28 protein-coding genes are annotated in these 26,769 nt (G+C 69.6%); 19 read left to right on the top strand and 9 right to left on the bottom strand.

Annotated elements, in window-relative coordinates:
- Window positions 1-6: 6 nt before the first annotated feature.
- Both IEY56_RS10825 and IEY56_RS10820 read left to right on the top strand, forming a co-directional pair.
- A complete protein-coding gene (locus IEY56_RS10825; RefSeq protein ID WP_189037064.1) occupies window positions 7-618 on the top strand; it encodes a GNAT family N-acetyltransferase in 612 nt (203 codons plus the stop codon).
- A gap of 214 nt (window positions 619-832) precedes the next feature.
- Window positions 833-2,155, top strand: a complete 1,323-nt coding sequence (locus IEY56_RS10820; RefSeq protein ID WP_229711781.1) for a haloacid dehalogenase-like hydrolase — start codon at window positions 833-835, stop codon at window positions 2,153-2,155.
- A gap of 83 nt (window positions 2,156-2,238) precedes the next feature.
- On the opposite strand, the gene IEY56_RS10815 is transcribed toward IEY56_RS10820, so the two are convergent.
- The 8 genes from IEY56_RS10815 to yhfZ all read right to left on the bottom strand — a co-directional run bounded on the left by IEY56_RS10815 (window position 2,239) and on the right by yhfZ (window position 10,226).
- Window positions 2,239-3,519 carry a phosphopentomutase gene (locus tag IEY56_RS10815; RefSeq protein WP_189036927.1) on the bottom strand — a complete coding sequence of 427 codons (1,281 nt, stop codon included), beginning with the start codon at window positions 3,517-3,519 and terminating at the stop codon, window positions 2,239-2,241.
- Window positions 3,516-4,709 (bottom strand): alanine racemase, encoded by a 1,194-nt coding sequence (locus tag IEY56_RS10810; RefSeq protein WP_189036926.1) that lies wholly within the window; start codon window positions 4,707-4,709, stop codon window positions 3,516-3,518. Before IEY56_RS10810 ends, IEY56_RS10815 begins: the two co-directional genes overlap by 4 nt.
- A gap of 2 nt (window positions 4,710-4,711) precedes the next feature.
- Window positions 4,712-5,845, bottom strand: coding sequence for an aminotransferase class V-fold PLP-dependent enzyme (locus IEY56_RS10805; RefSeq protein ID WP_189036925.1), 1,134 nt, complete (start codon window positions 5,843-5,845; stop codon window positions 4,712-4,714).
- Between the two features lies 1 nt (window position 5,846).
- Complete coding sequence (locus IEY56_RS10800) at window positions 5,847-6,878, bottom strand: phosphotriesterase family protein (protein WP_189036924.1); 1,032 nt, start codon at window positions 6,876-6,878, stop codon at window positions 5,847-5,849.
- A 62-nt stretch (window positions 6,879-6,940) separates the two neighbouring features.
- On the bottom strand, window positions 6,941-8,326 hold the full coding sequence (locus tag IEY56_RS10795) for a YhfT family protein (protein ID WP_229711780.1): 1,386 nt from the start codon (window positions 8,324-8,326) through the stop codon (window positions 6,941-6,943).
- 54 nt (window positions 8,327-8,380) lie between these two features.
- Window positions 8,381-8,740: a DUF2620 domain-containing protein gene (locus IEY56_RS10790; protein ID WP_189036923.1), complete on the bottom strand. Its 360-nt coding sequence runs from the start codon at window positions 8,738-8,740 to the stop codon at window positions 8,381-8,383.
- A gap of 56 nt (window positions 8,741-8,796) precedes the next feature.
- Window positions 8,797-9,201 (bottom strand): PRD domain-containing protein, encoded by a 405-nt coding sequence (locus IEY56_RS10785; protein ID WP_189036922.1) that lies wholly within the window; start codon window positions 9,199-9,201, stop codon window positions 8,797-8,799.
- Between the two features lie 83 nt (window positions 9,202-9,284).
- Window positions 9,285-10,226 (bottom strand): GntR family transcriptional regulator YhfZ, encoded by a 942-nt coding sequence (gene yhfZ / locus IEY56_RS10780; RefSeq protein ID WP_189036921.1) that lies wholly within the window; start codon window positions 10,224-10,226, stop codon window positions 9,285-9,287.
- Window positions 10,227-10,459: 233 nt separating this feature from the next.
- Between yhfZ and IEY56_RS10775 the strand changes: the two genes are divergently transcribed.
- The 16 genes from IEY56_RS10775 (at window position 10,460) to IEY56_RS10700 (ending at window position 24,187) form a co-directional block, all read left to right on the top strand.
- On the top strand, window positions 10,460-11,143 hold the full coding sequence (locus tag IEY56_RS10775; protein ID WP_189036920.1) for a hypothetical protein: 684 nt from the start codon (window positions 10,460-10,462) through the stop codon (window positions 11,141-11,143).
- A gap of 422 nt (window positions 11,144-11,565) precedes the next feature.
- Window positions 11,566-12,009, top strand: coding sequence for a 30S ribosomal protein S16 (rpsP, locus tag IEY56_RS10770; protein WP_189036919.1), 444 nt, complete (start codon window positions 11,566-11,568; stop codon window positions 12,007-12,009).
- 2 nt (window positions 12,010-12,011) lie between these two features.
- Window positions 12,012-12,251 (top strand): RNA-binding protein, encoded by a 240-nt coding sequence (locus tag IEY56_RS10765; protein WP_028435408.1) that lies wholly within the window; start codon window positions 12,012-12,014, stop codon window positions 12,249-12,251.
- A gap of 196 nt (window positions 12,252-12,447) precedes the next feature.
- The gene (rimM, locus tag IEY56_RS10760; protein ID WP_189036918.1) at window positions 12,448-13,068 is read left to right on the top strand and encodes a ribosome maturation factor RimM; all 621 of its coding nucleotides are present in this window, start codon (window positions 12,448-12,450) and stop codon (window positions 13,066-13,068) included.
- Complete coding sequence (trmD, locus tag IEY56_RS10755; RefSeq protein ID WP_189036917.1) at window positions 13,065-13,883, top strand: tRNA (guanosine(37)-N1)-methyltransferase TrmD; 819 nt, start codon at window positions 13,065-13,067, stop codon at window positions 13,881-13,883. Before rimM ends, trmD begins: the two co-directional genes overlap by 4 nt.
- A gap of 132 nt (window positions 13,884-14,015) precedes the next feature.
- Entirely contained in the window at window positions 14,016-14,366 is a 351-nt protein-coding gene (gene rplS, locus IEY56_RS10750) for a 50S ribosomal protein L19 (RefSeq protein WP_045864988.1), read from the top strand.
- A 43-nt stretch (window positions 14,367-14,409) separates the two neighbouring features.
- Window positions 14,410-15,132 (top strand): signal peptidase I, encoded by a 723-nt coding sequence (lepB, locus tag IEY56_RS10745; RefSeq protein ID WP_189036916.1) that lies wholly within the window; start codon window positions 14,410-14,412, stop codon window positions 15,130-15,132.
- Between the two features lie 409 nt (window positions 15,133-15,541).
- Window positions 15,542-16,549, top strand: coding sequence for a signal peptidase I (gene lepB, locus IEY56_RS10740; RefSeq protein WP_189037061.1), 1,008 nt, complete (start codon window positions 15,542-15,544; stop codon window positions 16,547-16,549).
- Window positions 16,497-17,513, top strand: a complete 1,017-nt coding sequence (lepB, locus tag IEY56_RS10735) for a signal peptidase I (RefSeq protein ID WP_373292066.1) — start codon at window positions 16,497-16,499, stop codon at window positions 17,511-17,513. Before lepB (IEY56_RS10740) ends, lepB (IEY56_RS10735) begins: the two co-directional genes overlap by 53 nt.
- 81 nt (window positions 17,514-17,594) lie before the next feature.
- Window positions 17,595-18,323 carry a signal peptidase I gene (lepB, locus tag IEY56_RS10730; RefSeq protein ID WP_189036914.1) on the top strand — a complete coding sequence of 243 codons (729 nt, stop codon included), beginning with the start codon at window positions 17,595-17,597 and terminating at the stop codon, window positions 18,321-18,323.
- 40 nt (window positions 18,324-18,363) lie between these two features.
- Complete coding sequence (locus IEY56_RS10725; RefSeq protein WP_045864991.1) at window positions 18,364-18,687, top strand: DUF2469 domain-containing protein; 324 nt, start codon at window positions 18,364-18,366, stop codon at window positions 18,685-18,687.
- Between the two features lie 218 nt (window positions 18,688-18,905).
- Window positions 18,906-19,292, top strand: coding sequence for a YraN family protein (locus IEY56_RS10720; RefSeq protein WP_189036913.1), 387 nt, complete (start codon window positions 18,906-18,908; stop codon window positions 19,290-19,292).
- Window positions 19,292-20,911: a YifB family Mg chelatase-like AAA ATPase gene (locus IEY56_RS10715; RefSeq protein WP_189036912.1), complete on the top strand. Its 1,620-nt coding sequence runs from the start codon at window positions 19,292-19,294 to the stop codon at window positions 20,909-20,911. Before IEY56_RS10720 ends, IEY56_RS10715 begins: the two co-directional genes overlap by 1 nt.
- Before the next feature lie 374 nt (window positions 20,912-21,285).
- A complete protein-coding gene (gene dprA / locus IEY56_RS10710) occupies window positions 21,286-22,419 on the top strand; it encodes a DNA-processing protein DprA (protein WP_229711778.1) in 1,134 nt (377 codons plus the stop codon).
- 291 nt (window positions 22,420-22,710) lie between these two features.
- On the top strand, window positions 22,711-23,559 hold the full coding sequence (gene whiG, locus IEY56_RS10705; RefSeq protein WP_189036911.1) for an RNA polymerase sigma factor WhiG: 849 nt from the start codon (window positions 22,711-22,713) through the stop codon (window positions 23,557-23,559).
- A gap of 70 nt (window positions 23,560-23,629) precedes the next feature.
- Window positions 23,630-24,187, top strand: coding sequence for a TetR/AcrR family transcriptional regulator (locus IEY56_RS10700; RefSeq protein WP_189036910.1), 558 nt, complete (start codon window positions 23,630-23,632; stop codon window positions 24,185-24,187).
- A 51-nt stretch (window positions 24,188-24,238) separates the two neighbouring features.
- Here IEY56_RS10700 and IEY56_RS10695 read toward each other — a convergent pair whose 3' ends face one another.
- The gene (locus IEY56_RS10695; RefSeq protein ID WP_189036909.1) at window positions 24,239-25,048 is read right to left on the bottom strand and encodes a peptidoglycan DD-metalloendopeptidase family protein; all 810 of its coding nucleotides are present in this window, start codon (window positions 25,046-25,048) and stop codon (window positions 24,239-24,241) included.
- Between the two features lie 607 nt (window positions 25,049-25,655).
- On the opposite strand from IEY56_RS10695, the gene rpsB reads away from it, so the two are divergent.
- Window positions 25,656-26,576 carry a 30S ribosomal protein S2 gene (gene rpsB, locus IEY56_RS10690; RefSeq protein ID WP_189036908.1) on the top strand — a complete coding sequence of 307 codons (921 nt, stop codon included), beginning with the start codon at window positions 25,656-25,658 and terminating at the stop codon, window positions 26,574-26,576.
- The last annotated feature ends 193 nt before the right edge of the window (window positions 26,577-26,769 follow it).

Here is a 26,769-nt window from a genome sequence, read left to right as displayed (position 1 = left end):
GGGCGGATGATGTCGTGCATGCGCGTATACATCCGGCCCCCGCAGCCCGGCGACGAGACTGCCTACCGTGAGGCGGTCCTCCGCTCCGCCGACCACCTCAGCCCATGGAACCCGGTCGAGCCGGACGGGCTGCCCGATCTGCTTCGCCGTCAGGGTCCCGCCCTGCGCAGCTTCATGATCTTCGACAAAGAGGACGACGGGCTGGTCGGGCGCGTCAACGTCGCCAACATCGTCCGCGCCCGCTTCTGCAACGGCGCGCTCGGCTACGACAGTTACGTACCGTACGCCGGTACCGGACGCATGACCGAGGGGATGCGGCTGATCGTCGACAGGTGCTTCGCCAGTGCGCCGGAGGGGCTCGGTCTGCACCGGCTGGAGATCAACGTCCAGCCCGACAACGACCGTTCCATCGCGATGGCGCGCCGTCTCGGCTTCCGGCACGAGGGGTTTTCGCCGCGCATGCTCTTCCTCGACGACGCCTGGCGGGACCACGAGCGGTTCGCGATGACGGCCGAGGAATGGCAGACGCCCGAACTGGACCTCGTCGAGCGGGGCGTCGCGCGCGAAGAACGGGCGGGCGTTCGCCAGGAGCAGCGCCAGGGGCAGGGCCGGCCCTGACCCGCCTGCCTCCGGGCGGCCGGTGACCGGCCCGCCCCGCCAGGCCGTGCGCCCGAGCGCTCAGTACCTCCGGTTTCTTGCTCTCGGTGGACGAACCCGGGAGTCCCGCCAGGTGATAGATGTACTGTGCACGTCACTCGGAGTGGTGACGGGGGAACAGTCGAACTTCCCGGTGATTCCACGTCACCCGCGCTACGACTGACCGGAGAGCCCTGTGCGCACTCGATCCGCCCTCGTTGCCATGAGCCTCGCGGCCGCGGCGCTGACCGCCGCCGTCCCCGCCCCCGCCGTCGCGGCCTCCGGCGCACCGCACGCCCCGGAGGCCGCCGGCGCCCGCCACGCACCTGCAGCGAAGTGCCCCCAGCTCGACAAGAAGCTGAAGTGGTACGGGAAGAACCGGTCAGCGCTCCAGCGGCTGATCGACGAGCGCGGCACGTGCGGCCGTTCGGAGCGTGCGGGCGGTTCGAACCACCGCCCCGTCGCGGCGTTCGACTGGGACAACACAGTCGTGAAGAACGACACGACAGACGTCACGCTCGTGTGGGCTCTCCAGCACGACAAGATTCTCCGCCCGAGGAGCTGGAGCGACACCAGCAAGTGGCTCACTCCCGCCGCTGACCGCGCGCTCACCGAAGCGTGCGGGACGTCTGTCCCCGTAGGCAGCCCGCTGCCCACGTCCACGGACGCCGAGTGCACCGACGAGATCTTCGAGATCCGCACCGAAGCGCAGACCATGGACGGCGACCCGGCCTTCGGCGGTCGCTGGAACCACCGCCGCACAGTGCCCGAATACGCCTGGGTGGCCCAGCTGTTCGCCGGTCACACGCCGCGGGAGGTCTCCGCGTACGCGGAAGCGGGGCGCAAGAAGAGCCTCGCCGCGCCGGTGGGCAGCGAGATGAAGGTCGGGACCCACACGATGCCCGCGTACGTGCGCTACTACCCGCAGCAGAAGGACCTGATCCGCACGCTCCAGCGGGCCGGATTCGAGGTGTACATCGTCTCCGCGGGCGTCGAGTACGCCGCCGAGGCTTGGGCCAAGGGCGTCGGCGTCGACGCCGAGCACACGATCGCCATCCGCAGCGTCCTGCGGGACGGCCGGATCACCTACCGCAACGAGGGCTGCGGCGGCGAGCCTGCGAGCAAGGGGGAGACCATCCCCTACATCGACGGCAAGCGCTGCTGGATCAACCAGGACGTCTACGGGATCGACGGCCCGGCGGCCTGGGAACGTCAGGACAGCGCACGCCGCATCGCCCTGGGCGGAGGTGACGCCGACACCGACGTCACCTTCGTGCGTGACGCCACGGGGGCGCACCTCGTCCTCAACCGGAACAAGAACGAGATCATGTGCCGCGCCTACGACAACGCGGACGGCCGCTGGCTCGTGAACCCCATGTTCATCGAACCGCTGCCGCGGAAGGCGTCGCCGTTCCCCTGCGCCACCACGGGCCACATCAACGAGGACGGATCGCTCTCCGCGATGCGCCGCCCGGACGGCAGCATCGTGCCCGATCAGCGGGACCGCGTCTCCGGCTGACGCGCACTGCCGGGTGACGGAACGTGGCACTGGGCCGCGGTCACCTCTGCAGCGCAACCGCCGGTGGGCCGCTGTCCGTCCCGTCAGGCACGCAGCGGTGTACCGGCGGCGAGCTCGCCGGGATCGAGACCCAGGAAGCGGGCGGCTGTGGCTCCCACGTCGGCCAGGCCGCCCGCATCCGCGAGGACCTCTGTCCGTGCGGCGTCCGGCCGGTGGATGAGCACCGGGACGTACTCGCGGGTGTGGCAGGCGTGTCCGATCGTCGGGTCGTTCCCGTGGTCGGCCGTGACGATCAGACGGTCGCCGGGACGGCACAACTCCTCGACCAGCGCGCCGAGTCCGGAGTCCACCTGCTCCAGCACGCTGCCGTAGCGCCGGGCGTCCTGCTGATGGCCCGCCAGGTCGGTCTCCTGGACGTTGGCCACGACCAGCAGCCCGCCCTCGCCAGGCCGCCTGCTGCCGGGACCGTCCGGCACCCCGTGCGCCCTGTCCCGCAGCACCGCGAGCGTGTGCGTCAGCACCTCGTCCGTCCGCACCGCGGGCAGGCGTACCGCCGAATCGCAGGACAGGATGTCGGCCGCCTTGCCGACGAGGGCCACCGCGGCGCCCGCCCGGGCGGCCACCTCCGGGAGCTGGCGTGCGTGGTCCATCGGGGCGCCCAGGTGCTGCACCTGCAGGCCGCCGTTGCGGTAGAACCCGGTGGCCGGGGTGTCGAGCCCCACTGTGCCGCCGTCGCCGGGCCGTACATACGCCGGAAGCGGCCGCTCCGCGTGACCGCCCACCGCGATGACCCTGGCGACCGGGGCAACGGCGCGGACTGTGCGGGCGAGGGCGAGGATCTCCTCGAAAGGCAGGTCCTGGAGCCGCCCGGAGACGTTCCAGTTGATGCCGGGGTCGGCCTCCAGGTTGTCGTGCACGAGCACTCGGCCGTCGACCACCAGCAGCGCCCGGCCGTCGAGCAGTTCGACGTGGTGGCCCGCCTTCTCGACGGCCGCGGTCACCTCGGGCAGGAACCGGCCGAGGTTCGCGACGGTGACCTGGCTGAAGTCGGCGCCCGTCATCGTCTGGTGGCCCGCGTAGGTGTCCGCTCCGGGGTAGCCGAGACCCGCCCGCGCGACGGCGACCGGCAGCTCCGTCCCTCCGGCGAGGTCGGGGTGCGGGTGCAGCAGACCCAGACCCAGCGCGCCGAGCGTGGGCAGACGCAGCGCTGTGCCGCGCTCGCTGCGGCAGTGGTCCAGCAGGTGGCCCAGGGTGTCCGCTGCCCGGTCGCCCGGACGGAGCTCTCCGGCGTCCGGCATGGCGCCGATGCCGAGGCCGTCCACGACGACGATCAACGTCCTCCCGGCCACCGTTCCGCCCGTCACAGGGCACCTCCGAGCGGTCCGTACAGCCCGGTCAGTTCCGGGGCGCCCGAGGAGAGACCGGAGACGACCGCCACGTTGCTGCGCGTGACGAAGATCTGGGTGCGGAAGGCCAGCACTGCTGTGTCCCCCGCGCGTACATCTGTCCGTGCGGAACGGGGAGCGCCGTCCGCGTGGCCGTGACCAGACGCGGAGAGCAGTCGGTAGTAGTCGATGTTCTCCGCCGGGATACCGCCGACGCGAAGCCGCGTGCCGGTCCGGTACAGCAGCGCGTCCCTGATGTCTGCCCGGGGGTAGAAACCGCCTCCGTGCAGTGCGGGGCGGCCGTCTGCGAGCGTGTGGGAGACCTCGGTGACGTAGACGTACGCGGGACGCTCGGGCTGCTTCTGGTCGAGCGCGTGCAGCGGCGTCGTCCCCGTGAGCGCGTGACCGGGTTCGCCGTGCGTCGCGCCGAGATCCGACAGCAGGGGGAGACTCGCGACGCAGGTGGCGCTCGGTGCGCTGAGCCTCAGACCGGTGTGCCCGCGCCCGGCCAGCTGTGCGCGCGCTTTCCGGAGCAGGGCGAAGGTCGTCGTCGGCTGCGGAGTGCCCGTCCGGGGATCGCACAGCAGGCACGGGAAGCCCGTCACACCGGCGATACGGATTCCCGGCAGTGCCTCGGCTGCCTCGGCGAAGGAGTCCAGACGCTCCAGCGGCACGCCGCCTTCCTGCCCGGGATAGACGGACCTCGGGTCGCCCTCGACGCGTACGAGCACGTCCTGGACGGTGCTTTGGCGGACGGCCTCCGCCGAGACGGCGCGAGCGTTGTCCGTGTCGAAGACGGTCACGTACGACGGCCGCCAGGCCAGTACCTCCGGCAGCGCACGCCGCGGGATCTGGACCAGGTGGCCCACGTTGGCGGGGCGGGCTCCGGCGGCGTTCAGAGCACGCGCCTCCGGGGCGTCGATGGCCGCGGCCTCGGGCAGGTGGCGGGCGACGGCCCGGATCAGTTCCGGGTTGCGGCCCAGATGCTTGACGACGAACCAGAGCCCGAGCCCCAGCCGCTGTGCCTCACGGGCCAGCAGCTCGGCGTTCGCCTCCACCGCGTCGCGGTCGACCACATAGGTGTCCGGGGGGACCGCGCCCCTGTCGTGCAGTACGGCCGCTGCCTCGGCCAGTTCCGGATTGCGGGCGAGGACGGTGTCGAGGAACAAGATCAGCCCTTCCGGACGGCGGGCAGGTCGTGCGCGGCGAAGAGGTCTTCGAGGCTCCGCCGGAGGATGTGGATCACGAGGTCCGCTCCTGCTCGCATGGGGTTGATCCGTACGGTCCAGTCGGCCAGTTCGGGTGCGTCGTCGAGCGAGGAGCTGGACATGCGGTAGAAGAGCGGCGCGATCTCGTACCGCGAGTTGGAGCCGACCGGGTACGCGGCGGCCCCGTGGCGGGCGGCGAACGCCGGCAGTTCGCGGGCGACGGGGTGTTCGAGGCGCACCAGCAGGCACCGGTCCTGCGCGTTGGCGATGCGCACCTCCGCCACTCCGGGGACCTCGCCGGCCTGCAGCCGCTGCGCGACCTCAGCGCCCGTGCGCGACTGCACGGCCCACATGACGGGCACGTGCGTCAGCGCGCGCAGGGCGTCGAGGGCCTGGTGCCCCTGTACCTGGCCGCCTCCCGAGTAGTTGTCCGCGCGCACTCCGGTGATGACGTCGCGAGCGCCGACGACCGCGCCGACACCCTCCGGGCCGTGCAGTTTGAACAGGGAGAAGCAGGAGACGTCCGCGCCGAGTTGCACTCCGCAGGACGGCACGCGGAATACGGAGTAGTTGTCGTCGACCACTGAGCGCACGCCCCCCGCCCGGAAGGCCGCGAGGACCTCCCCCGGGGAGTAGGAGTCGCCGAGGCGCTGCCGGGTGTGCTGCAGGTAGGCGTGGTGGAAGCGGCCGCTGGAGAGAGCCCGGTCCAGTTCGTCCCCGTCGTTGAAGTCCACGTCCACTGTGCGAACGCCCAGACCGCGCAACGTGACTTCAGTCGTGCGGTAGACCGGCGCCCTGTGGATGAGCAGTTCCTCCCCGGCGGGGACCGCCGCGGAGAGTGCGGCGCGGATCGCTCCCGTACCGGCACCTTGCACGAGCGCCGCATCTTCCGTGCCGAAGAAGTCGGCAAGCACCGCCTCGACGCGCGCAGTCGTACGCGGTCTGCCCAGGTCCGGCACCACTCCCGCGTCCGGCTCGAACAGCTGCTGACCCTCGAAATGGCGTGCCGTGCACTCCAGGAGACGGAACTGCTGCTGGATCGCCTCGTCCAGCAGGACAGTGGGCAGCGGGAAAGTCTGTGGCAGTTGCACGTCCATCTCACGGCTCCTCGCTGTCCGGCTGGTCTGTCCGGTTGTCTCCGCCCGCCAGGAAGCGGAGCGGATTGCGGCGCGTCAGCAGATCGATGATCTCCTCGTCGGCCCCCGCCGCCCGTACCTGCGGCAGGAAGGACCGGAAGAGATGGCCGTACCCCGTTCCGCCCTCGCTGCGCAGATAGCCGAACCGTGACACGTCGCAACTGAGCAGCACTCTGTCCGCGTGGCCGGCCTCCAGCAGCGCCAGCAGCAGCCGCAGGCGCGTCCTGTCGCTCTGGTAGCTCTCCTTCCCGACGGTGTCCAGGGCGACGTACGCGCCGGCTGCAGCGAGCTCACGGTGGACTGCCGGGTCGTCGAGCAGATCCTGGTGCCCGATGCTGATGCGGTGCGGCGGAACGCCCGCCCTGGTGAGCAGGTCCAGCTGTGCGAGGCCGCCGCGTCCCAGCTGCGCGTGCGTGGCGACGGACAGCCCTGTCGCCACTGCTGCGCGCGCAGCCGCCGACAGTGTCCGGTTCTCCGCGCTGCTCGGTTCGTCGCCGTGGCTGCCGACCTCTCCGATGACTCCGGGCCGCACTCCCGTCGAGCCGATGCCTTCCCGGATGTCCCTCACCAGCAGATCGGTCAGCTCGGTCTCACTCAGGGACGCGATGTCCCGCGGATGGAACCGTTCGTAGTACCAGCCTGTCGCGGTGACCACATGTACACCGGACCGCCGGGAGATCTCGGCGAGCGCCGGCACATCGCGGCCCATTCCACGGCAGGTCAGTTCGACGACGAGCGACAGGCCGTACGTGCCGCGCAGCTCGGCCAGTTCGACGGCGACAGGCTCGCGGTGATCAGGACCGAGTACCGCTGTCGTGTCGGACTCGCGCGACAGGTCCAGAGCGAGATGCTCGTGCGCCAGGACCGGCCCGTCCACGACCGATGGAGACAGCTCCCCGGCGACGGTGCGCAGCAGCGCTCCCGGGGCCGCCTGCTCGGACGGTTCGGCGGCGGACGGGGCCGTTGACTGCCGGGGACGGTACGGCTCGTGCATGGTGCTGGTGCCTTCCTGAGGGCCGGCGGCGCGGCCGGCCGAGATGCGTACGGCTGCCCCCGTCAGCCCTTGACCGGTGTGAACAAGTCCAGCCAGTGCAGAAGGTTGAGCAGCACACCGCCCACCAGCACCGCGGCGGGTGCGGCGGCCATCCGTACCACGACCCGCCCCATGGCCTCGTTCAGCAGATACAGACCGCCCACGATCAGAATGCCGAGGCCGCCGCCCATCGTGTTGGCCGCCAGCAGGGACCCGAACAGGATGGCCAGCCAGAGGCTTTCGCTGATCGCGTTGCGCAGATGCTCGGACGAGTCGCGTACGGACGGCAGCCTGCCGAGCACCTTCCCGATCCACGACAGCGCCAGCACCTCCACGGCGAAGATCGCGGCGCCCGCCAGCAGCGCGAGCCACGGACTCGGCAGCAGATATCCGACCGGGTAGACGAACGTGAAGCCGGCGATGGCGTATGCACCGGAGGCGAGCGCCGTGGTGGCGATCAGCGGGATGAACCCGAAGACGCGGTAGAAGTCGACCTGCGCGGCACCCGCGTAGTCGCCGTCGGCTATCAGGAAGCTCGTCGCCTCACCACCGCCGAAGACATGCATCTGCGCGAGCAGGCAGACGCCCGCACCGAGCACCATGAAGATCGGAAGATGCCGCCGCAGCCGCGCTGCGCTCGCGCTGAACAGCGACTGCATCGGATCGTCGACAGGAACATCCTGCTGTGACGCGTCGCCCCCCTGCTCGTCCGGCTCCGCCGCGGCTTTCTCCGCACGCTCGGCGCGCCGCTGCCGCATGTCCTTGGCGACGGCGAAGCCGATCAGCGTGACCACTCCGACCGCCATGGCCGGCGCGCCCGGGAAGACGTCCGGCCAGAGCTTCATCGTCACGATCACCAGCGCCAGTTCCACTACGCCCGCCACAGCGCCGCGGAGCTTGCCGAACTGCCGGGTGATGGCCAGCACCGGGAAGAGCGTGAACAGGAAGAGGATCGGCGTCGACATCTCCTGCATGGCGGTGAGGAAGTCGACGGGGAGGTCGTGCGCCACCTCGTTCGCGCCGTTGAGCCCGAAGATGATCACCGCGCCCCATGCGCCGCCCAGCAGCGGGGCGATCCATTTCTTCGGCGAGAGGATGCCGAGCACGTCGGTCGGCAGGAAGAGAAGCCAGGGGTTCAGCACTCCGGTGGAGAGCGCCATCGGCGCCCCGAGTCCGAAGATGAACCCCGCGGACAGTCCGAAGGAAACAGCTGTCGTGGCGTTCCGCGTGCTGTTGCCCTGGATGAAGTCCAGCATGAAGGGCCGAACGCCGTCGTTGAACACGGCCAGAGCCATATGGGATATGAGAGCCGTCAGCGCACACAGGACGACGACGGTGATCTGCTGCGCCAGCGACAGGTCGAGGCTGTGCTTGCCCGCGCTCACCGCGCCGGCCAGAAGGGTGCTCACAGGGCTGCTCCTTGGGACCCGGTGTAGCGGTCAGGGGGTTCGGGCGAAGAGTGGTCAGGCGTTGCGTGCCGCGATGGCACGGGCGATCACCGGTGCCGTGTCGCAGATCTGGTCCATGCCGAAGCCGAAGACCTTCTTGCCGCTGTCGAGGAGTTCCGCGACGTCCTCCTCGGTGGGGACGCGCCGTCCGAAGGTGTGACACGTGCCGCTGCCCAGCACCCCGAGCAGCACACCCAGGGAGGCTCCGGCTCCGGTGTGGCAGGTGCCCAGGTAGTAGTCGGCCTGGCCGGCGCGCAGCTTCATCGCGGCCTCCATGTCGCTGGAGACGGTGATCTCAAGCCCGCCGATACCCAGCTCGCCGAGCTCTTCGGCGACTTGGGCCTTGCCGACGCCACCGGTGAGGATCCTCGTCACGGCGGTCTCCTTTCTGCTGTACGCGGCTTCGCCGCCGGTGCGGTTCCGGACCGGTGTCAGTCGTTCGTCTGCTCAGGCGCGGCCTGTGCCATCGGGGAACGCCGGTCGAGCACGGCCATGTGCAGTGCCAGATATGCGACTTCGGACGGGGGCAGGGAGGCGCCGAGTCGCTGCTCGGCACGGTCTGCGATCTGCTGTGCCGTATCGACCGCCGTCGGCACCTCGGCGAGTTCGGCGGCGATGGCCTCCTGCCCGTCGGGCGCTTCGATCGGCTCGCCGTTCTGCGCCCTGTGCAGCGCCATCATCAGATGGCTGGTGAGCATCCCCGCGGTCTCCTCGGTGACGGTGCGGCCGTCACCGGCCAGCGCCTCCAGCTCCGCACGGACGAAGTCGGCCACTTCGGCGCGTACTTGACCGCTCTCCCGGAACAACTGGATACGAAGGGTCAGCTTCTCCTCCATGGCATGTCCTTCCGCGGGTGCTCCCACCAGGCATGACAGTAACCAGGATTCTGGATTTTGAGGACCCCCGGTGCTCTGCTTTCTCAGTACAGCGGTACGCGTTCTCCCCGCAGCACTTCACACTGCACGCGCGTGACGAGCTCGAAGTCCAGTGAGGAGCGCACCGTCGCCAGGGCGTCGCCCTCGCCCGCCCGTCCGATCAGGGCGGCGCTGGAATTGCGCTGTGCGAGCTCGAGGTCGATCTCCTCGCGCAGAGGCATCACTTCGACGTCGGGGCCGAGGTGGTCGCTCACCTCGTCGAGGTTCCACACCGTCGCGTCCACGCGCTCGCGCGCGAAGAGTCCGCGCAGCTGCATGTAGGACGACTCCACCCACTCGATGTCCTCGCGCCCCGCGAACGCGCGGGCGGTCAGCATTCGCAGGTCCTCCGAAGAGGAGTCGACCGCGACGCGGAGCCCCTTCGTCCCGAGTGCGACGCCACGGCGCAGCAGAAGCCCGTGCGACCCCACGTATGTGCCCGGCCCCAAGTCCGCGAGAAGCTCCACCGGGTGGTCGGCGGTGAGCCGGTCCGCGGCGAACCGGGAGAGGACCACGAGGTCCGCCTTGTGCTCGAGGAGCGCCGCCAGGCGCGTGGAGGCTCCCCGCATGAATGTGACGGCGAACGGTGCCCCGGCCTCCTCGAAGGCGGCCTTGAGTCCGGTGGCCAGCCCTTCGTAGCGGTGCGAGTACGGCAGCGGCATGGCCGCGAGGAGCGTCCCCAGACCCGCCAGCCGCCACAGGGCGGCGCGGTCGGACCGTATGAGGAACGTGCCCAGGTGTCCGCGCGCCTTCGTCTCGACGGCACCGGCCTCCTCCAGCAGCTGCAGCCCTGCCTGCACGGTCCCGTTGCCCACCTTCAGCTCGCCGGCGAAGTCGCGCAGTCTCGGAAGGCGGCTCTGAGGTGCGTGATTCAGTAGCAGTGCAGCCAGTTGACGGGCGGCCATGCCGTTACGAGTCAGGAAACGCTCGTCGGCGTGGTGAGGCATGGGCGGATAGTAATCAGAATCCCGGATATTGCCAATGAGCTGGGGATACCCCGGTTGATGGGGCTCCCGGGTATGTCGGTATGGTCACCCAGGTGTACCGATCGCTACCGACCGGGTCTATCCAGAGGTAGATCCCGGTTGTGTCGGCTGTGTGGATTCTCCACGTTTCCATCACGACTGCCCGCTCGGAGAACCTCGGGCGGGGACTGACCGGTACGTGCAAATTATTTAGGTTGCCCCGGAATCGGAACACTGAGGCGGTCCGACTCGTTGAGCACGACGTGAGCACGACACCACCTGTCCTCGCCGCCGAGCTGGCAGCTGCTTGGGCCGACATTCAAAGGCACCACTCCGAGCTGCCGGACCTCGCTGCCCCCGAATCACTGATCGGAGAGTCCTCGTCCGCATGTGGCAGCGGACTCTCCTTCGAGCGGCTGCTGCACGAGGCTGTCCACGGCATCGCCGCCGCGCGCGGCATCCGTGACACGTCCCGGGCGGGCCGCTACCACAACCGCAGATTCCTCGCGATCGCCGAGGAACTCGGCCTCGTACACCCCGAAGAGCCACATCCGAGCAGCGGTTTCTCACTCGTGGCTCCCTCTCCCGACACCAGACGGCGCTACCGCCCCACCAGCGAGCGCCTTCAGCGAGCGCTGGCGGCATACAGCGCGGCGACGGAGACCGACACAGGAAGCAGCTTCCGCGGGCCTGCCGCAAGGCACGGCTCGTCCGGCGGCGGCGTGAGAGTCAAGGCCGTCTGCGACTGCGGGCGGAACGTCCGCGTCGTGCCGTCGGTCCTGGCGCAGGCGCCGATCATGTGCGGAGCCTGCGGCAAGCAGTTCCGCATTCCCGAGACGGTGGGCGAGCAGGCCCCCGCAGCGGGGAGAGTCCAGGCGGTCGCGGCCGCTGTCGGCTGACCCGCGGCAGGCGCGCAGGAGCGCGCCTGCGGGGTCAGTGCGTCATGCGGCGCGGTGTCTCGGCATGAGGGAGGCCGGCGGGCCCCAGGCTCCGTCGGCCTCGCTTGATGCCCGTCGCCTGGTACTCGCCTCGGTGACCGACGTCGATGCGTCCCCCTGCTGCGAGTCGCGGAACCGGCGCGTCCCCACGTCGTCGACGGCGTTCTCTGACGCTGCCGGGCTGAGGCTCCGGGTGGGGCGTGAGGCCCGTAGGGGAGGTTCGGCCACCCGGGTCAGGTATGGCATCATGGACGGCTGTACTCGACAGTCGCACAGGACCCCTCTCTCCTCCGACTGACGCGTCCATCGGACATCCGGGTACCGCAACCCCACGTGGCCACCCGTCGTGTCCACCCACGTCAAGACCAGGAGACACCACAGCAGTGGCAGTCAAGATCAAGCTGAAGCGACTGGGCAAGATCCGTTCGCCGCACTACCGCATCATCGTGGCCGACTCCCGCACGCGCCGTGACGGCCGTGCGATCGAGGAGATCGGGCTCTACCACCCGGTGCAGAACCCTTCGCGTATCGAGGTCGACTCGGAGCGCGTCCAGTACTGGCTGGGTGTCGGCGCGCAGCCGACCGAGCCGGTCGCGGCCATCCTCAAGGTCACCGGTGACTGGCAGAAGTTCAAGGGCCTGCCCGCCCCGGAGCCGATGAAGGTCGCCGAGCCCAAGGCGGACAAGAAGGCCCTCTTCGAGGCGGCCGCCAAGGAGTCGGCGGACGAGCCCAAGGGTGAGGCGATCACCCCGAAGGCCAAGAAGTCCGACAAGAAGGCGGACGAGGCCGGTAAGGCTGAGTCCTCCAACGAGTCGACCGGGGCCTGAGCATGCTCGAGGAGGCCCTCGAGCACTTGGTTAAGGGCATCGTCGACAATCCCGACGAGGTGCAGGTCGAGTCCCGCACCCTGCGTCGTGGCCGTGTGCTGGAGGTCCGGGTCCACCCGGACGACCTCGGCAAGGTCATCGGCCGCAGCGGCCGCACGGCTCGCGCCCTGCGTACCGTCGTCAGCGCCCTCGGCGGCCGTGGCGTCCGCGTCGACCTCGTCGACGTCGACCAGGTCCGCTGAGCGGTCCCGAAGCAGTACCGGCGCGGGCCGGGGACGGCAACTCGCCGTCCCCGGCCCGCGTTCGTGCAAGGCCCGCCTCGCGCTGCGTTCACCCGCCGGCCCGCCCTAAGGGGCGCGGGCAGGAGCTGGACGTACCGGCGGCCGGGCGGTGACGGACAGTCGGACACTACGAACGTGTAAGCACGGAGAGGGCACAGTGCAGCTAGTAGTCGCACGCATCGGCCGCGCCCACGGCATCAAGGGCGAAGTCACCGTGGAAGTACGGACGGACGAGCCGGAAGCGAGGCTCGGGCCGGGCGCGGTGCTCTCCACGGACCCTCCGGAGGCCGGACCGCTCACCATCGAGCGCGGACGGGTCCACAGCGGCCGGCTGCTGCTGCGATTCGAGGGCGTGAACGATCGCACTGCGGCAGAGGCGTTGCGCAACACACTGCTCATCGCCGAGGTCGACCCAGAGGAACGCCCTGAGGATCCCGACGAGTTCTACGATCACCAGCTGATCGATCTCGACGTGGTGACCCGGGGCGGAACGACCGTCGGCAGGGTCGAGGAAGTTGCGCACCCGCCCGGGCAGGACCTGCTGGTCGTCCGGCGGGAGGACGGCAGCGAGGCGCTGATCCCGTTCGTCACCGAGATCGTGCCCGAGATCGATCTGGACGCGCAGCGCATCCTCGTCGACCCGCCCCCGGGGCTGCTCGACGAAGGGGAGGACGAAGACGACGCGGTGTCCGGAAGCCACGCCCCGGAGCCTGAAGGGGACGCGGGGAGCGGCAGCGAGCCCCGCACCTCCTCGGACGGGGAGGACGGCGCGCGGTGAGGATCGACGTCGTCACCATCTTCCCGGAGTACCTGGAGCCGCTGAACGTCTCCCTCGTCGGCAAGGCCCGCGCCCGCGGACTGCTCGACGTACGCGTGCACGATCTGCGCTGCTGGACACACGACAAGCACCACACGGTGGACGACACCCCCTACGGCGGCGGGCCGGGCATGGTCATGAAGCCCGAGCCGTGGGGCGAGGCACTCGACGAGGTCCTCGGCTCCGCCGCGGCGGACGCCGCGCCTCCCGTGCTGATCGTGCCCACCCCCAGCGGCCGGCCCTTCGACCAGGAGCTCGCGGTCGAACTCTCCGCACGCCCGTGGCTCGTCTTCACGCCCGCACGGTACGAGGGCATCGACCGCCGCGTGATCGAGGAGTACTACGAACACGTGGACGTGCGGGAGGTCTCCGTCGGCGACTACGTGCTCGCCGGAGGGGAAGCGCCGGTCCTGGTGATGGTGGAGGCGATCGCCCGGCTGGTGCCGGGCGTGCTGGGAAACGCGGAGTCGCACCGTGACGACTCGTTCGCAGCCGGTGCGATGGCGGACCTTCTGGAAGGCCCGGTCTACACGAAGCCGCCGGAGTGGCGGGGCCGCGGCATCCCGGAGGTGCTGCTCAGCGGGCATCACGGCCGGATCGCCCGGTGGCGCCGCGACCAGGCACTGGCCCGTACGAGCGCCAACCGGCCGGACCTCATCGCCCGGTGCGACCCGGCAGCGCTCGACAAGCACGACCGCGCGACGCTCGAAGAGCTCGGCTGGAGCCAGGACGAGGACGGCCGATTTTGGCCGACGGGGAAGCGCGTGGAAGAATAGGCGGCTGCTCCACACCCGGCGCGGCGACCCTGCCACAGGGGGACCGACGCCCGCACGGAGGTGGCGCTCCCCAATCATCATCACGATCATTCCGCTGATGACCTGTGGCATCAGCGAGGAAAGCAGACGGTCATGTCGCAGCTTCTCGACCAGGTCGACGCAGCCTCCCTCCGTGAGGACCTCCCGGCCTTCCGCCCCGGTGACACGGTCAACGTGCACGTGCGCGTCATCGAGGGAAACCGCTCCCGTGTCCAGCAGTTCAAGGGCGTCGTCATCCGCCGCCAGGGCGCGGGCGTGCGTGAGACGTTCACCGTCCGCAAGGTGAGCTTCGGTGTCGGCGTCGAGCGCACCTTCCCGGTGCACACCCCGATCGTGGAGAAGATCGAGGTCGTGACCCGCGGTGACGTCCGCCGCGCGAAGCTGTACTACCTGCGTGAGCTCCGCGGCAAGGCCGCCAAGATCAAGGAGAAGCGCGAGAACTGATCGCCCTGTCGGCAGTCCGTCGGGCAGCTAGGCTTGCTGTTCGATGGCCACCGATGCGCAGCAGCAGGACGACGCGGAGCGCGACCGCGTCTCGAACCCCGTGGATCCGGGGCGGAGACGCTGGTCACGCTCCGCTCGCCTGTGTGCGGGTGCGGCGTTGCTGCTCAGCGTCCTCTTGCTGGTCAGCGCTTTCGTGGTGCAGCCTTTTCTGATCCCCTCTTCTTCGATGGCCCCCACTCTCAAGGTCGGGGACCGCATCCTGGTCAACAAGCTCGCCTACCGGATCGGCAACTCTCCGGGCCGTGGAGACGTTGTGGTCTTCGACGGCAGGGAGTCGTTCGTCCAGGAGGAGGGGGAAGACGGCAGTCCGGTAACCGGCTTCGTGCGCAAGGCCGGTGCTGCGGTCGGCCTGATGAGGCCGGAGGAGACGGACTACGTCAAGCGTGTGATCGGCGTCGGCGGGGACCGGGTCCGCTGCTGCGACAGGCGGGGAAGGATCGAGGTAAACGGTGTTCCGCTCGACGAGGACTATCTGCACGAGGGCGATGATCCTTCAGCAGTACCGTTCGATATCGAAGTACCGCAAGGGCGGTTGTGGGTGATGGGGGATCACCGTTCCGATTCCAGCGACTCCCGGGCCCACCTCGGCGACCCCGGCGGCGGCACCGTGCCCGTGGAGCGGGTGATCGGCAGGGCCGACGGGATCGGATGGCCGATGGAGCGGTGGGGGTCGGTGCAGAGTACTGAGGCAGGTGCCCATGGCTGACCGCACGGGTCCCCTCTACGAGGGCCGCCAAGGTCCAGGCGGGCGGAACCGTTACGACTACGGAGTGCCGAGCGACGGCGACGGCAACCCCTTCGCCCGTCCCGGCCCCGTCCCCAACGGTGCGAGCGGCGCGGACAATTACGGCGGAAACGGATACGGGCGCAACGGCTACGGCGCGAACGGCGCCTCTTCCCCCAACGGTTCCTACGGCGGCAACGGCTACTCCGGGGAGTACGACTACAGCGAGCCGTTCGATTACTTCGGCACCTCGGCGGGCGCGGCTCCGCCGCCGTACAGCCCCGCGGCAGCCGGCTCCGCAGTGACGACCAGGGCTCCCGGAGCCGTCGGGCCGTCCCCGGGCTACGACCAGCCGCCCGGCCCGATGCCCCCCAACCTCACGGGGGAGACGATGCCGTTGGGCGTCGTCAACGCGCGTGCGGCCACCCTGGCCGGCCGTGAGACCAGGGACGAGCGGCTGGGCATCCCCACCGGGCCCAGCGGCGGCCGGGCCGAGCGGCGCCGGGCCGCGACGCGGGCCAAGCGTCGCAGGAGGCTGTCGATCACCAAAGAGATCCCGATTCTCGTGGTCGTCGCCCTGGCAATCGCGCTGGTGCTGAAGACGTTCCTCGTGCAGGCGTTCGTCATCCCGTCAGGCTCGATGGAGAACACCATCCGCGTCGGAGACCGGGTGCTGGTCGACAAGTTGACCCCCTGGTTCGGCACCAAGGCCCAGCGCGGAGACGTCGTCGTCTTCAAGGATCCGGGCGGATGGCTGCCGCCTGGTGAGCAGCGTCAGGAAGACCCCGTCGGGATCAAGCAGGGCAAGCAGTTCCTCACCTTCATCGGGCTCCTGCCGTCGGACAGCGAGCAGGACCTGATCAAACGCGTGGTGGGAGTCGGTGGCGACAAGGTCAAGTGCTGCGACGCGAACGGCAAGGTGACGGTCAACGGCAAGGCGATCGAGGAGCCGTACCTCTTCCCCGGCAACAAACCCTCGGAGAGCAAGTTCGACATCACTGTTCCCAACGGACGCGTCTTCGTCCTGGGCGACCACCGCTCCCGGTCCGCCGACTCCCGGTACCACCTGAACGACAAGGGTGACGGCGCTGTTCCTGAAGAGATGGTGGTCGGGCGTGCAGTGGTCATCGCATGGCCGTTCGATCATTGGGGCAAGCTGGAGGAGACTGATGCGTTCTCCTCAGTCCCGCAGGCCGCGGGTGGAGCGACACCCCAGCAGGCAGCGGGTGACAACCGTGTGACGCAATATCCGATCCCTGCGGAACTCCCGCTCGTTATGGGTGTGGTGGGTCTGTCCCGGCTGTCGGGCAGGCGGCAGTGGATTCTGAGGAGTGATTGTGGGGGACTTGGCGGTCGGCGCTCGTTCCGGTTCCGGCGAGGGGGAGAACGAGGGCGATGATGGACCGGAGGGCAAGCGTCCTGACGCACCCGGTCCCCGCCCCGAAGACCAGATCGCGGCGGACGACGCGCCGCCGACCGCAGAGAGAGGCAGTGACTTCAGCGTGAGCGCGGGTGTGGAAGACGACGTCACAAGTGAGTCCGGACGCACCGGCGGTGGAGGCAGGCAGCGGTCGTTCTGGCGAGAGCTTCCGCTCCTGATCGGAATCGCGCTCGTCCTCGCGCTGCTGATCAAGACGTTCCTCGTGCAGGCCTTCTCGATCCCGTCGAACTCGATGCAGAACACGCTGCAAGTCGGAGACCGGGTACTTGTCGACAAGTTGACGCCGTGGTTCGGATCCGAGCCGGAGCGCGGCGAGATCGTCGTCTTCCACGACCCGGGCGGCTGGCTCAGCGAGTCCCCGGTCCCTCAGCCGAGCGGGGTCGGGGGAGCGGTGCAGGAAACACTCAGCTTCGTCGGGCTGATGCCGTCCGCGGCCGAACAGGACCTCATCAAGCGTGTGATCGCTGTGGGTGGTGACACGGTCCAGTGCAGCCGGGGCGGTCAGGTCGAGGTCAACGGCAAGCCGCTGGACGAGACGTACCTCTTCCCCGGCAACACCCCCTGTGACGACAAGCCGTTCGGCCCCGTCAAGGTGCCGGAGGGACGTCTGTGGATGATGGGGGATCACCGCCAGGACTCCCTCGACTCCCGCTTCCATCAGAAGCTCGACGCCGGCACCGTCCCCGCCGACCAGGTCGTGGGCCGTGCCGTCCTCGTCGCCTGGCCGCTGACGCGATGGTCCACGCTGCCGGTGCCGGAGACCTTCGAGCAGAAGGGGCTCTCCGCCAAGGCGGCGGTCGAGAGCGCCCCGGCAGTGATGGGGGTGGCGGGCGCAGTGCCCTTCGTCCTCTGGCGCCGGCGCAGGAAGTTGAACGCGGACGTCCGTACTGCCGTCGGAGCCGAGCCGCAGAGCAGGGACTGAATCAACATCCCTGTGCCTGGAGCCTTGTACCACGGGTAAGGTGCGCCCAATCGTTGTGGCGAGCTGACCGGGAGCGCGGTAATGGGCAACGCTGGACCGACCGATACGAGTCACGGCCGCCTCGGGCATGTGCTGTCGGGGCTGGTCGTGGCCGTCGGGTGTGTGCTCTTCCTGGGCGCCTTCGCCTGGGGAGCGGTGCTGTATCAGCCCTACACCGTGCCGACGAACTCCATGAACCCCACGGTCAAGGCCGGTGACCGGGTTCTGGCCGAACGGATAGACGGCGAAGAGGTCCGACGGGGCGACGTCGTCGTCTTCCAGGACTCCGTCTGGGGTTCGGTGCCGATGGTCAAGCGCGTGGTCGGCACAGGCGGTGACAAGGTCGTCTGCTGCACCAAACAAGGCCGGCTGTCGGTCAACGGCAAGACCGTCGACGAGCCGTACCTGAAGGACACCGGGCCGGACTCCCAGCCTCCCTTCAAGAAGACGACGGTTCCCAAGGGCAGGCTCTTCCTCCTCGGGGATCACCGCATGGACTCCGTCGACTCCCGTGTGCACATGGCAGACGGTGATCACGGCGCCGTGCCGCGGTCCGCGGTGAACGCGCGCGTCGACGCCGTCGCCTGGCCGATGAGCGGGCTGGGCATGCTGGCGCACCCCGGTGGCTTCTCGTCGCTGCCGGGCGGAACGTCCACACCGGGGCCGCTGGCTCCGCTGGTCACGGCGATCGTCGTGGGCGCGCTGATGATCCTCGGCGGGGCAGCGTACGGCCCGATCGCGCGGCGGGCCGGACGGGGCGCGCGCGGCTGACGCACAATGGGGGGACGCACCGCCGAAGGGGAAGCACGCCATGAGCGCCGAGGACCTCGAGAAGTACGAGACCGAGATGGAGCTGAAGCTCTATCGGGAGTACCGGGACGTCGTCGGTCTGTTCAAGTACGTGATCGAGACTGAGCGGCGTTTCTACCTCACCAACGACTACGAGATGCAGGTGCACTCGGTCCAGGGAGAGGTCTTCTTCGAGGTGTCGATGGCGGACGCGTGGGTGTGGGACATGTACCGCCCTGCGCGCTTCGTCAAGCAGGTGCGCGTTCTCACGTTCAAGGACGTGAATATCGAGGAGCTGAACAAGAGCGAACTCGACCTTCCAGAGGATTCAGGCTTCAAGAGCTGAATTCTTGCGGTTGCCGGAGCCGGGTGGCAACCATGCGCCGACACCTGATCGTCCTCGCCTTCCTCTCATGCCGCGCGGCTCCGTGTGGGTGCGATCCCAAGTCCGTCACTCTGCGGAGTGACGGGCCTGTCCACGGGTGCGGGCTTATCCCCAGAAATCTACCCGTTTCCCCGCTACGGCTCTGCCTCCGTCACAGTCGGTGACGGAGGTGGTGCGAAATGAGCGCACGCAAGGCACTCGGCCGGTACGGCGAGGACGTGGCTGCACGGAGGCTCCGCGCAGCGGGAATGGCGGTCCTGGAGCGCAATTGGCGCTGCGCGGAGGGGGAGCTGGACATCGTCGCGCGTGACCGGGACGCGCTGGTGATCTGCGAGGTCAAGACGCGGCGAGCGGGGCGAGGCGGAGCAACCTTCGAGCATCCGATGGCGGCTGTCACGCCCGCCAAATCCGCCCGCCTGAGACGGCTCGCGTCCCGCTGGCTGTCCGAGTGCTGGATCTCGCGGTACGGGCAGCCGCCCCGTGGCGGTGTCCGCATCGACCTGGTCGGCGTGCTCCTGCCCGACAGAGGGGCGCCGATGATCCAGCACGCACGAGGGATCGCCTGATGGGGTTCGCCCGCACGTGCTCGGTGGCGCTCGTCGGAGTGGAGGGAGTCGTCGTCGAGGTGCAGGCGGACCTCGAGCCGGGCGTGGCCACGTTCACGCTGGTGGGGTTGCCTGACAAGAGCCTGAGCGAGAGCCGCGACCGGGTACGAGCGGCGGTGGTCAACTCGGGAGCGGAGTGGCCCCAGAAGAAGCTCACCGTCGGCCTCAGCCCCGCCGCCGTCCCCAAGAGCGGCAGCGGCTTCGACCTGGCTGTCGCATGTGCCGTTCTTGGAGCCGCCGAACGCATCGACCCTCGCGCGCTCACCGGCCTGATGATGATCGGCGAGCTGGGGCTCGACGGGCGTGTCCGTCCGGTGCGCGGCGTGCTCCCCGCAGTACTGGCCGCGGCGGAGGCCGGGTACCGGCAGGTCGTCGTGGCAGAGGAGACGGTTCCGGAGGCATCGCTCGTGCCCGATGTCTCCGTCCTGGGCGTGCGGAGCCTCCGCACGCTGATCGCGCTCCTCAACGACGAGCCGCTGCCGGAGGAAGATCCCGACGACCTCTCCGACGGGGCGACTGGGGGAGGAGGACGCGGCTCCGGGACGTATGTGCCGGGCACCAGCTGGGGCGGCGGGATCGGAGGGCCTGCGGCTCATCCGGTGGACATGGCGGACGTCGCAGGCCAGGGGAGCGCCCGCAGGGCCCTGGAGGTGGCTGCCGCGGGCGGGCACCACATCTTTCTGAAGGGACCGCCAGGTGCGGGGAAGACCATGCTCGCCGAGCGGCTTCCGGGCCTGCTGCCACCGCTGACGTCCCAGCAGTCCCTGGAAGTGACGGCCGTTCACTCCGTGGCCGGAGCGCTGCCTCCCGGGCAGCCGCTGCTCACACACTCGCCCTACTGCGCGCCGCACCACTCCGCCACGATGGCCTCGCTGATCGGCGGCGGATCGGGCCTGCCGCGGCCCGGAGCGGTGTCCCTGGCACACCACGGAGTCCTGTTCGTGGACGAGGCCGCCGAGTGCAGCGGCAGAGTGCTTGACGCGATGCGCCAGCCGCTGGAGTCCGGTCATGTGGTGATCGCGCGTACGTCGGGCGTGATGCGGATGCCCGCACGCTTCCTGCTGGTCCTGGCCGCCAATCCCTGCCCGTGCGGCAGGCACGGCATGAAGAGCGGCGGATGTGAATGCCGGCCGTCGGCCATCAGGCGTTACCGGGCGAGACTCTCGGGCCCGCTGATAGATCGCGTCGATCTGCGCGTCCCGGTGAACCCACTCTCTCGCTCGGAGCTGGCCGGTCTGCACGGCACCGCCGAGTCGACGGCAGTGATCGCCCAGCGTGTTCTCGCAGCGCGGGAGAAGGCGGCCGAACGCTATGCCGAGACGCCATGGGCAGCCAACAGCGACGTGCCCGGCCATGAACTGCGGACGCGGTGGCCGGCCGAACCCGGAGCGCTCGCCAAGGCGGAGGCGGAGATGGAGCGCGGACTTCTCACTGCCCGCGGCCTCGACCGCGTGCTGCGCGTCGCGTGGACGGTGGCCGATCTCGCCGGCCACGACCGTCCTACGGCGGCGGACGTGGATTGCGCGCTGGAGCTTCGCACGGGGGTCCGGCACGGAGCGGCGCAGCACTCCCGCGGCTAGGGCACGACGTCTGGATCTTCGCGGGCTTGCGACGCCCAGCACGCCCGTCTGCTGCGTTGTCGGAGTCGCCCGGGTACTCCCCTGGCCTTCGGTATGGGGGACCCCAAGTACGAGGGCGATCCTCCGCCTGGCATCTGGACGCACCGGACGCCACTCGCTGAACCACGAAGATCCAAACGACGCGCCCTACCGAGACAGAACTGAGGGCGGAAGTGGTCCTGAGGAACGCGTGAGATGGAGGGGGAGCCGTGGGGACGGAAGGCAAAGGAACAGGGGGCAATGTGGCCGAGCGCTTGTTGCCGCAAGAGGAACGAAGAAGCCGCGGGAGAGGCGACTTCTGCCGCAGTGGCTCGGACGCGGAGGGCTGCGGGGACGTGGACGAGTGCGGTCCTCGGGACGAGGAGCGCCTGGCGCGTGCCGCCCTCACCCGGATCGTGGAGCCCGGAGACGAGGCAGCGGGGAGGTGGCTGCGAACCTACGGGCCGCAGGAGGTGCTTGCCGCGCTGAAATCCGACGGGCCCCCGCTGCCAGGGGTCGGCGAAGAACGCTGGGCAGGGCTCCGCTCCCGCGTACAACGTGCCCGTCCAGAGGCCGACTTGGCAGCCATAGAAGCCGTAGGCGGCCGGTTCCTGTGCCCCGGCGACCGCGAGTGGCCCGGGCAGCTGGACGCCCTGGGCGTCACCCGTCCCATCGGCGTCTTCGTGCGAGGGGCGCCCTATCTGCGGTTCTGGGCCCTGCGTTCGGTCGCGATCGTCGGTGCCCGCGCCTGTACGGAATACGGCGTGCACGTTGCGGCAGTCCTCAGCGCCGGGCTGGCCGAACGCGGCTGGACGGTGGTGTCAGGTGCCGCCTACGGGATCGACGGAGCCGCCCACCGCGGGGCGCTGGCTGCCGGCGGCGCGACGATCGGGGTGCTCGCCTGCGGTGTGGACGTGGCATACCCGCCGGGCCATGGCGAGTTGATTCGCCGCATCGGTGAACAAGGGTTGCTGATCGCCGAATTGCCACCCCACGACCACCCCTCGCGCAGCCGCTTCGTCATGCGGAACCGCGTGATCGCCGCGCTGACCCGGGGCACGGTCGTGGTCGAGGCGGCACTGCGCAGCGGCTCCCTTTCAACGGCGCGGCACGCGCGCCGGCTGGGGCGGCTCGTCATGGGGGTCCCAGGGCCGGTCACTTCGGGGCTCTCGGCCGGCGTCAACGAGCTGCTGCGCGAGGAGGGATGTGTGATCACGGACGCCGCCGAGGTCATCGAACTGGTGGGAAACATCGGCGAGCTGGCGCCGGTGAGGCGGGGCCCGTCGCTGCCCCGCGACGTACTGCCGGGAGAGACCGCGCTGGTACTCGACGCGCTGCCGGGTCGTGGCGCAGCCGACGCGGCGCAGGTGGCAGAGGCGGTCGGTATCACCCCTGACGCCGCTGTGGTCCGCCTCAAGGAGCTGTGCGCCCTCGGCTTTGTCGAACATACGGGCAGCCGGTGGAAGTTGAGTCGCGCTGGACTTCCCTAGCCCTGGCACTCCATCGAGTGATGAGGCGGTCCTTGACCTGCGGCTATCGAATGAAAGGGTGATCCGTATGGTCTTGTTCCGCTTCGCCCGTATCTCAACGCCGGGGCCTGACGCCGCCGCCGGAGTAACTCGCCGGTGCGGGCAGCGGAACGTATCTGCGCATCTCGAAGCGCGCGCTCATCGCATATTGCGACGGTGCGGTCACGCTACGCTCACACATTCCAAGGAAGAGGCACCAGGTCACGCTCCCTCTGCGTGACGACCACTCAGCAGAACGGCTCAAGGCGACGAATGCCCCAGTACATCCCCGGGCCTGACCGGGCGGCCACCGCCGAAGCCGCACCGGCCACAGCCGAGAACGCCGGGCCCGGTGCCGGCCGCAGTCCGCTCGACGAGCTGTGGCGGTCGTACAAAACCACGGGAGATGAAGCACTCCGGGAACAGCTGATCCTCCACTACTCCCCGCTCGTCAAGTACGTGGCCGGCCGGGTCAGCGTCGGGCTTCCTCCCAACGTTGAGCAGGCCGACTTCGTCTCCTCAGGAGTCTTCGGGCTGATCGACGCCATCGAGAAGTTCGACCCTGAGCGGTCCATCAAGTTCGAGACGTACGCGATCACGCGCATCCGCGGCGCCATGATCGATGAACTCCGGGCCCTGGACTGGATCCCCCGCTCGGTGAGGCAGAAGGCCCGCGCCGTCGAGCGTGCCTATGCCTCGCTGGAGGCGGCCCTGCGCCGCAGCCCCTCGGAATCCGAGGTGGCAGAGGAGATGGGCATCCCCCTGGAAGAACTGCACGGTGTATTCAGCCAGTTGTCGCTGGCGAACGTCGTGGCCCTGGAGGAGCTTCTCCACGTCGGAGGTGAAAGCGGCGCGGGGCTCAGCCTCATGGACACCCTTGAGGACACCGCCGCCGACGACCCAGTGGAGGTCGCCGAGGGGCGGGAGATGCGCCGGCTGCTAGCCCGTGCCATCAACACCCTCCCGGAGAGGGAGAAGACGGTGGTCACCCTCTACTACTACGAGGGGCTCACCCTGGCCGAGATCGGCCAGGTCCTGGGCGTCACCGAAAGCAGAGTCAGCCAGATCCACACCAAGTCGGTGCTGCAGCTCCGGGCGAAGCTCGTCGACGTCGGCCGATGAACCAGGTTGGCCGGTGCGTCCGGGCCCGCGTCCGTAAGGTGGAGGCGTGCCTAGGATTCGAGCGGCCTCCGTGGCCGAGCACCGGACCATGCAACGCGGCGCCCTGCTGGACGCCGCCCGTGCCTTGTTGTCCGAAGGCGGTACCGAAGCGCTGAGCTTCCCGGCCCTCGCGCAGCGGACGGGGCTCGCGCGCTCCTCCGTGTATGAGTACTTCAGATCCCGGGCCGCTGTCGTGGAGGAACTCTGCGCGGTCGATTTCCCGGTCTGGGCAGCGGAAGTCGAATCGGCCATGGCGGCGAAAGAGCTGCCTGAGGAGAAAATCGAAGCGTACGTACGCACGCAGCTGGCGCTCGTCGGCGACCGCCGCCACCGTGCGGTGGTCGCGATCTCTGCCGGCGAGCTCGACGCAGGTGCCAGGGAGCGGATCCGCGCCGCCCACGGCGGCCTGATCGCCATGGTCGTCGAAGCTCTCGGCGAGCTCGGCCATCAGCAGCCGCGGCTGACCGCCATGCTGCTCCAGGGGGTCGTCGACGCTGCGGTCCGGCGTATCGAGCTGGGCGCGGCCGAAGATCCCCAGCAGATCACCGAGACGGCAGTCGCCATGGCTCTCAGCGGAGTCGCCGGCTGACCTGCCGGTGCGGGCGGGCACCCGAGACTGCCGCTCCTCCTGCGAGCGGCCTCAGGGAGGACGCCGGAGGCACGCCGAACGGCACGTGCGGCTGAGGCGCTGCCGCGCGAGGAGCGCCGTCCCCACCAAGACCACGGCCAGAACGCTTCCGCCGATCCCTGTGGCGGCCGAACGGCTCGCTGCTGCGATATTCGCCGTCTGGGATGGAGGCGTTCGAGCCCTTTCCCTGACGGTCCGGGCGTTCCGAGCCGGGTCACGCCGTCCGCCTCCAGCTCCACCTTCCGGGACGGGCGTCCCGTAGAAGGGCAGGAGGCGGGACGGGCCGCCGCGCAGCAGGCCGGGCGGCAGCAGCGAGAGCGGGTCGAGGTAGCGCTCCTCTCGCCGCGCGCCCCAGTGCAGGCAGCCGTCATGGCAGTGGAACGGACCGTCCGCGACCGTCCCCACGACCTGGCCGCCCCGCACCTTGTCGCCCTTGCGCACCGAGGGCCGTACGGGCTCATAGGTGGTGCGTACCGGCGGATCTCCGGTTCCCGAGAGTTCGATCGACAGGACTCCGCGCCCGGCGACCTCACCGGCGAAGGACACCCGCCCGTTGCCGACCGAGCGGACGCGGCGGCCTTGCTCCGCTGCGAGATCGACACCCCGATGCCCGGACGCCCACGGTGAGGGCGGGGGTTCCCATCCGCGTCTCACTTCCGGCCTGGCGTTCGCTGTGCCTCCCTGTCCGGCCACTGGCCAGACCCGCTCACCGCGCGGGGCGAGTTCCCGGTTCGCGGGCTGCCGCTTCGCGAGCACCCCGGAAGGGCGACTGGGCTCGCTCCACCGCGGTGCCCTCTCCCCGTTCCCCCTCTCTCCGGTCATCGCGAATGCCGACGCGTCCGTGATCGTGGTGCCGACCAAGATCGCGATAGCCGCGAGCACTGCGTAGAGCACAAGCCCCCGAAGCGCTGCTCCCCTGATAGCGGCACCGTGCACGCACCCCCGCGACGCCCTCATGCGCCTCCCCGTCCTCAGTCGCGTTCCGCCCATGACTCTGACTCGGCTCACGGACCGTGCTCCAGCAGACCGTGACCGAACCAGAACCGGTCCGTGTGCAGAGGATCGCCTACTGTGAACGGACGCGGCGCGAAGCGCCGAAACCCCGTGGATAACCGGCGAGTTGTGGACACCGCGCTCACTCGTACGAGGGGCGGCGCGCCTCACCGGTGAGCACCGTCCTCCTGCCTGTCGTGCAGGCGCTGGGACGAGGGGGCAAGGCCCCTCACGGGTCCCGTACACTTCTGGTGGCGGCCCGGACCACCGGGCTGACTTCGCACGCCTCGCCACTCTCCGTGGTGGCAGCGCGACTCGGTCCCGGAAGGGCCTTCTCACAGGGCTTCTTCAGGGCACAGCGCGACAGAGGCGTCAGGCAAGCGATGGCCGTCCCGGCCGTCGCTGACGACAACCGAGTAAACCGAGGAGAACGGCCATGGCCGTCGTCACGATGCGGGAGCTGCTGGAGAGCGGCGTCCACTTCGGGCACCAGACCCGCCGCTGGAACCCGAAGATGAAGCGTTTCATTTTCACTGAGCGCAACGGCATTTACATCATCGACCTGCTCCAGTCGCTGTCGTACATCGACCGCGCCTACGAGTTCGTCAAGGAGACCGTCGCGCACGGCGGCTCCATCATGTTCGTCGGCACGAAGAAGCAGGCCCAGGAGGCCATCGCCGAGCAGGCCACGCGCGTGGGCATGCCCTACGTGAACCAGCGCTGGCTCGGCGGCATGCTGACGAACTTCTCGACCGTCTACAAGCGGCTGCAGCGCCTCAAGGAGCTGGAGCAGATCGACTTCGAGGACGTGGCCGCCTCCGGCCTCACCAAGAAGGAGCTCCTGGTCCTCTCCCGCGAGAAGGCGAAGCTGGAGAAGACGCTCGGCGGTATCCGCGAGATGCAGAAGGTGCCCAGCGCCGTCTGGATCGTGGACACCAAGAAGGAGCACATCGCGGTCGGCGAGGCCCGGAAGCTCAACATCCCGGTCGTCGCGATCCTGGACACCAACTGCGACCCCGACGAGGTCGACTACAAGATCCCGGGCAACGACGACGCGATCCGCTCCGTCACCCTGCTCACCCGTGTGATCGCCGACGCTGCCGCCGAGGGCCTCATCGCCCGTTCCGGCGCCGCCGAGGCGGCCAAGGGCGGCGACAAGGCCGCCGAGCCGCTGGCCGAGTGGGAGCGCGAGCTCCTCGAGGGCGAGAAGGGCGAAAAGGGCGAGAAGGCCGACGCCCAGGCGAAGGCCGCCGAGGCCCCGGCTGAGGCCAAGCCCGCCGCCGACTCCGAGGCCAAGGCCGAGGAGAAGCCGGCCGCGGAGGAAGCCGCCGAGCCGCAGGCTGCCGAGAAGGCTTGACGCCACGGGGTGGCGGCGAAGGCATCCCTTCGCCGCCACCCTCGTGCGCCGGCCCTGACGGCCTCATGAGGAGAGACGCACAGCTTGCGACTCCGCCTCGCCCCGCGCCGGGCGCAGGTGTCTCAACCGGCCGGAACAGACCTCAAGACGGACGAGCCCCGCAACTGCGCCGAGCGCGGCACGGGGCCTGGTC

This window comes from Streptomyces daqingensis, assembly GCF_014645895.1.
Classification (GTDB): Bacteria; Actinomycetota; Actinomycetes; order Streptomycetales; family Streptomycetaceae; genus Streptomyces; species Streptomyces daqingensis.
Note: the sequence above shows the minus strand (reverse complement) of the source record. Positions and strands in the feature narration are given on the sequence as shown.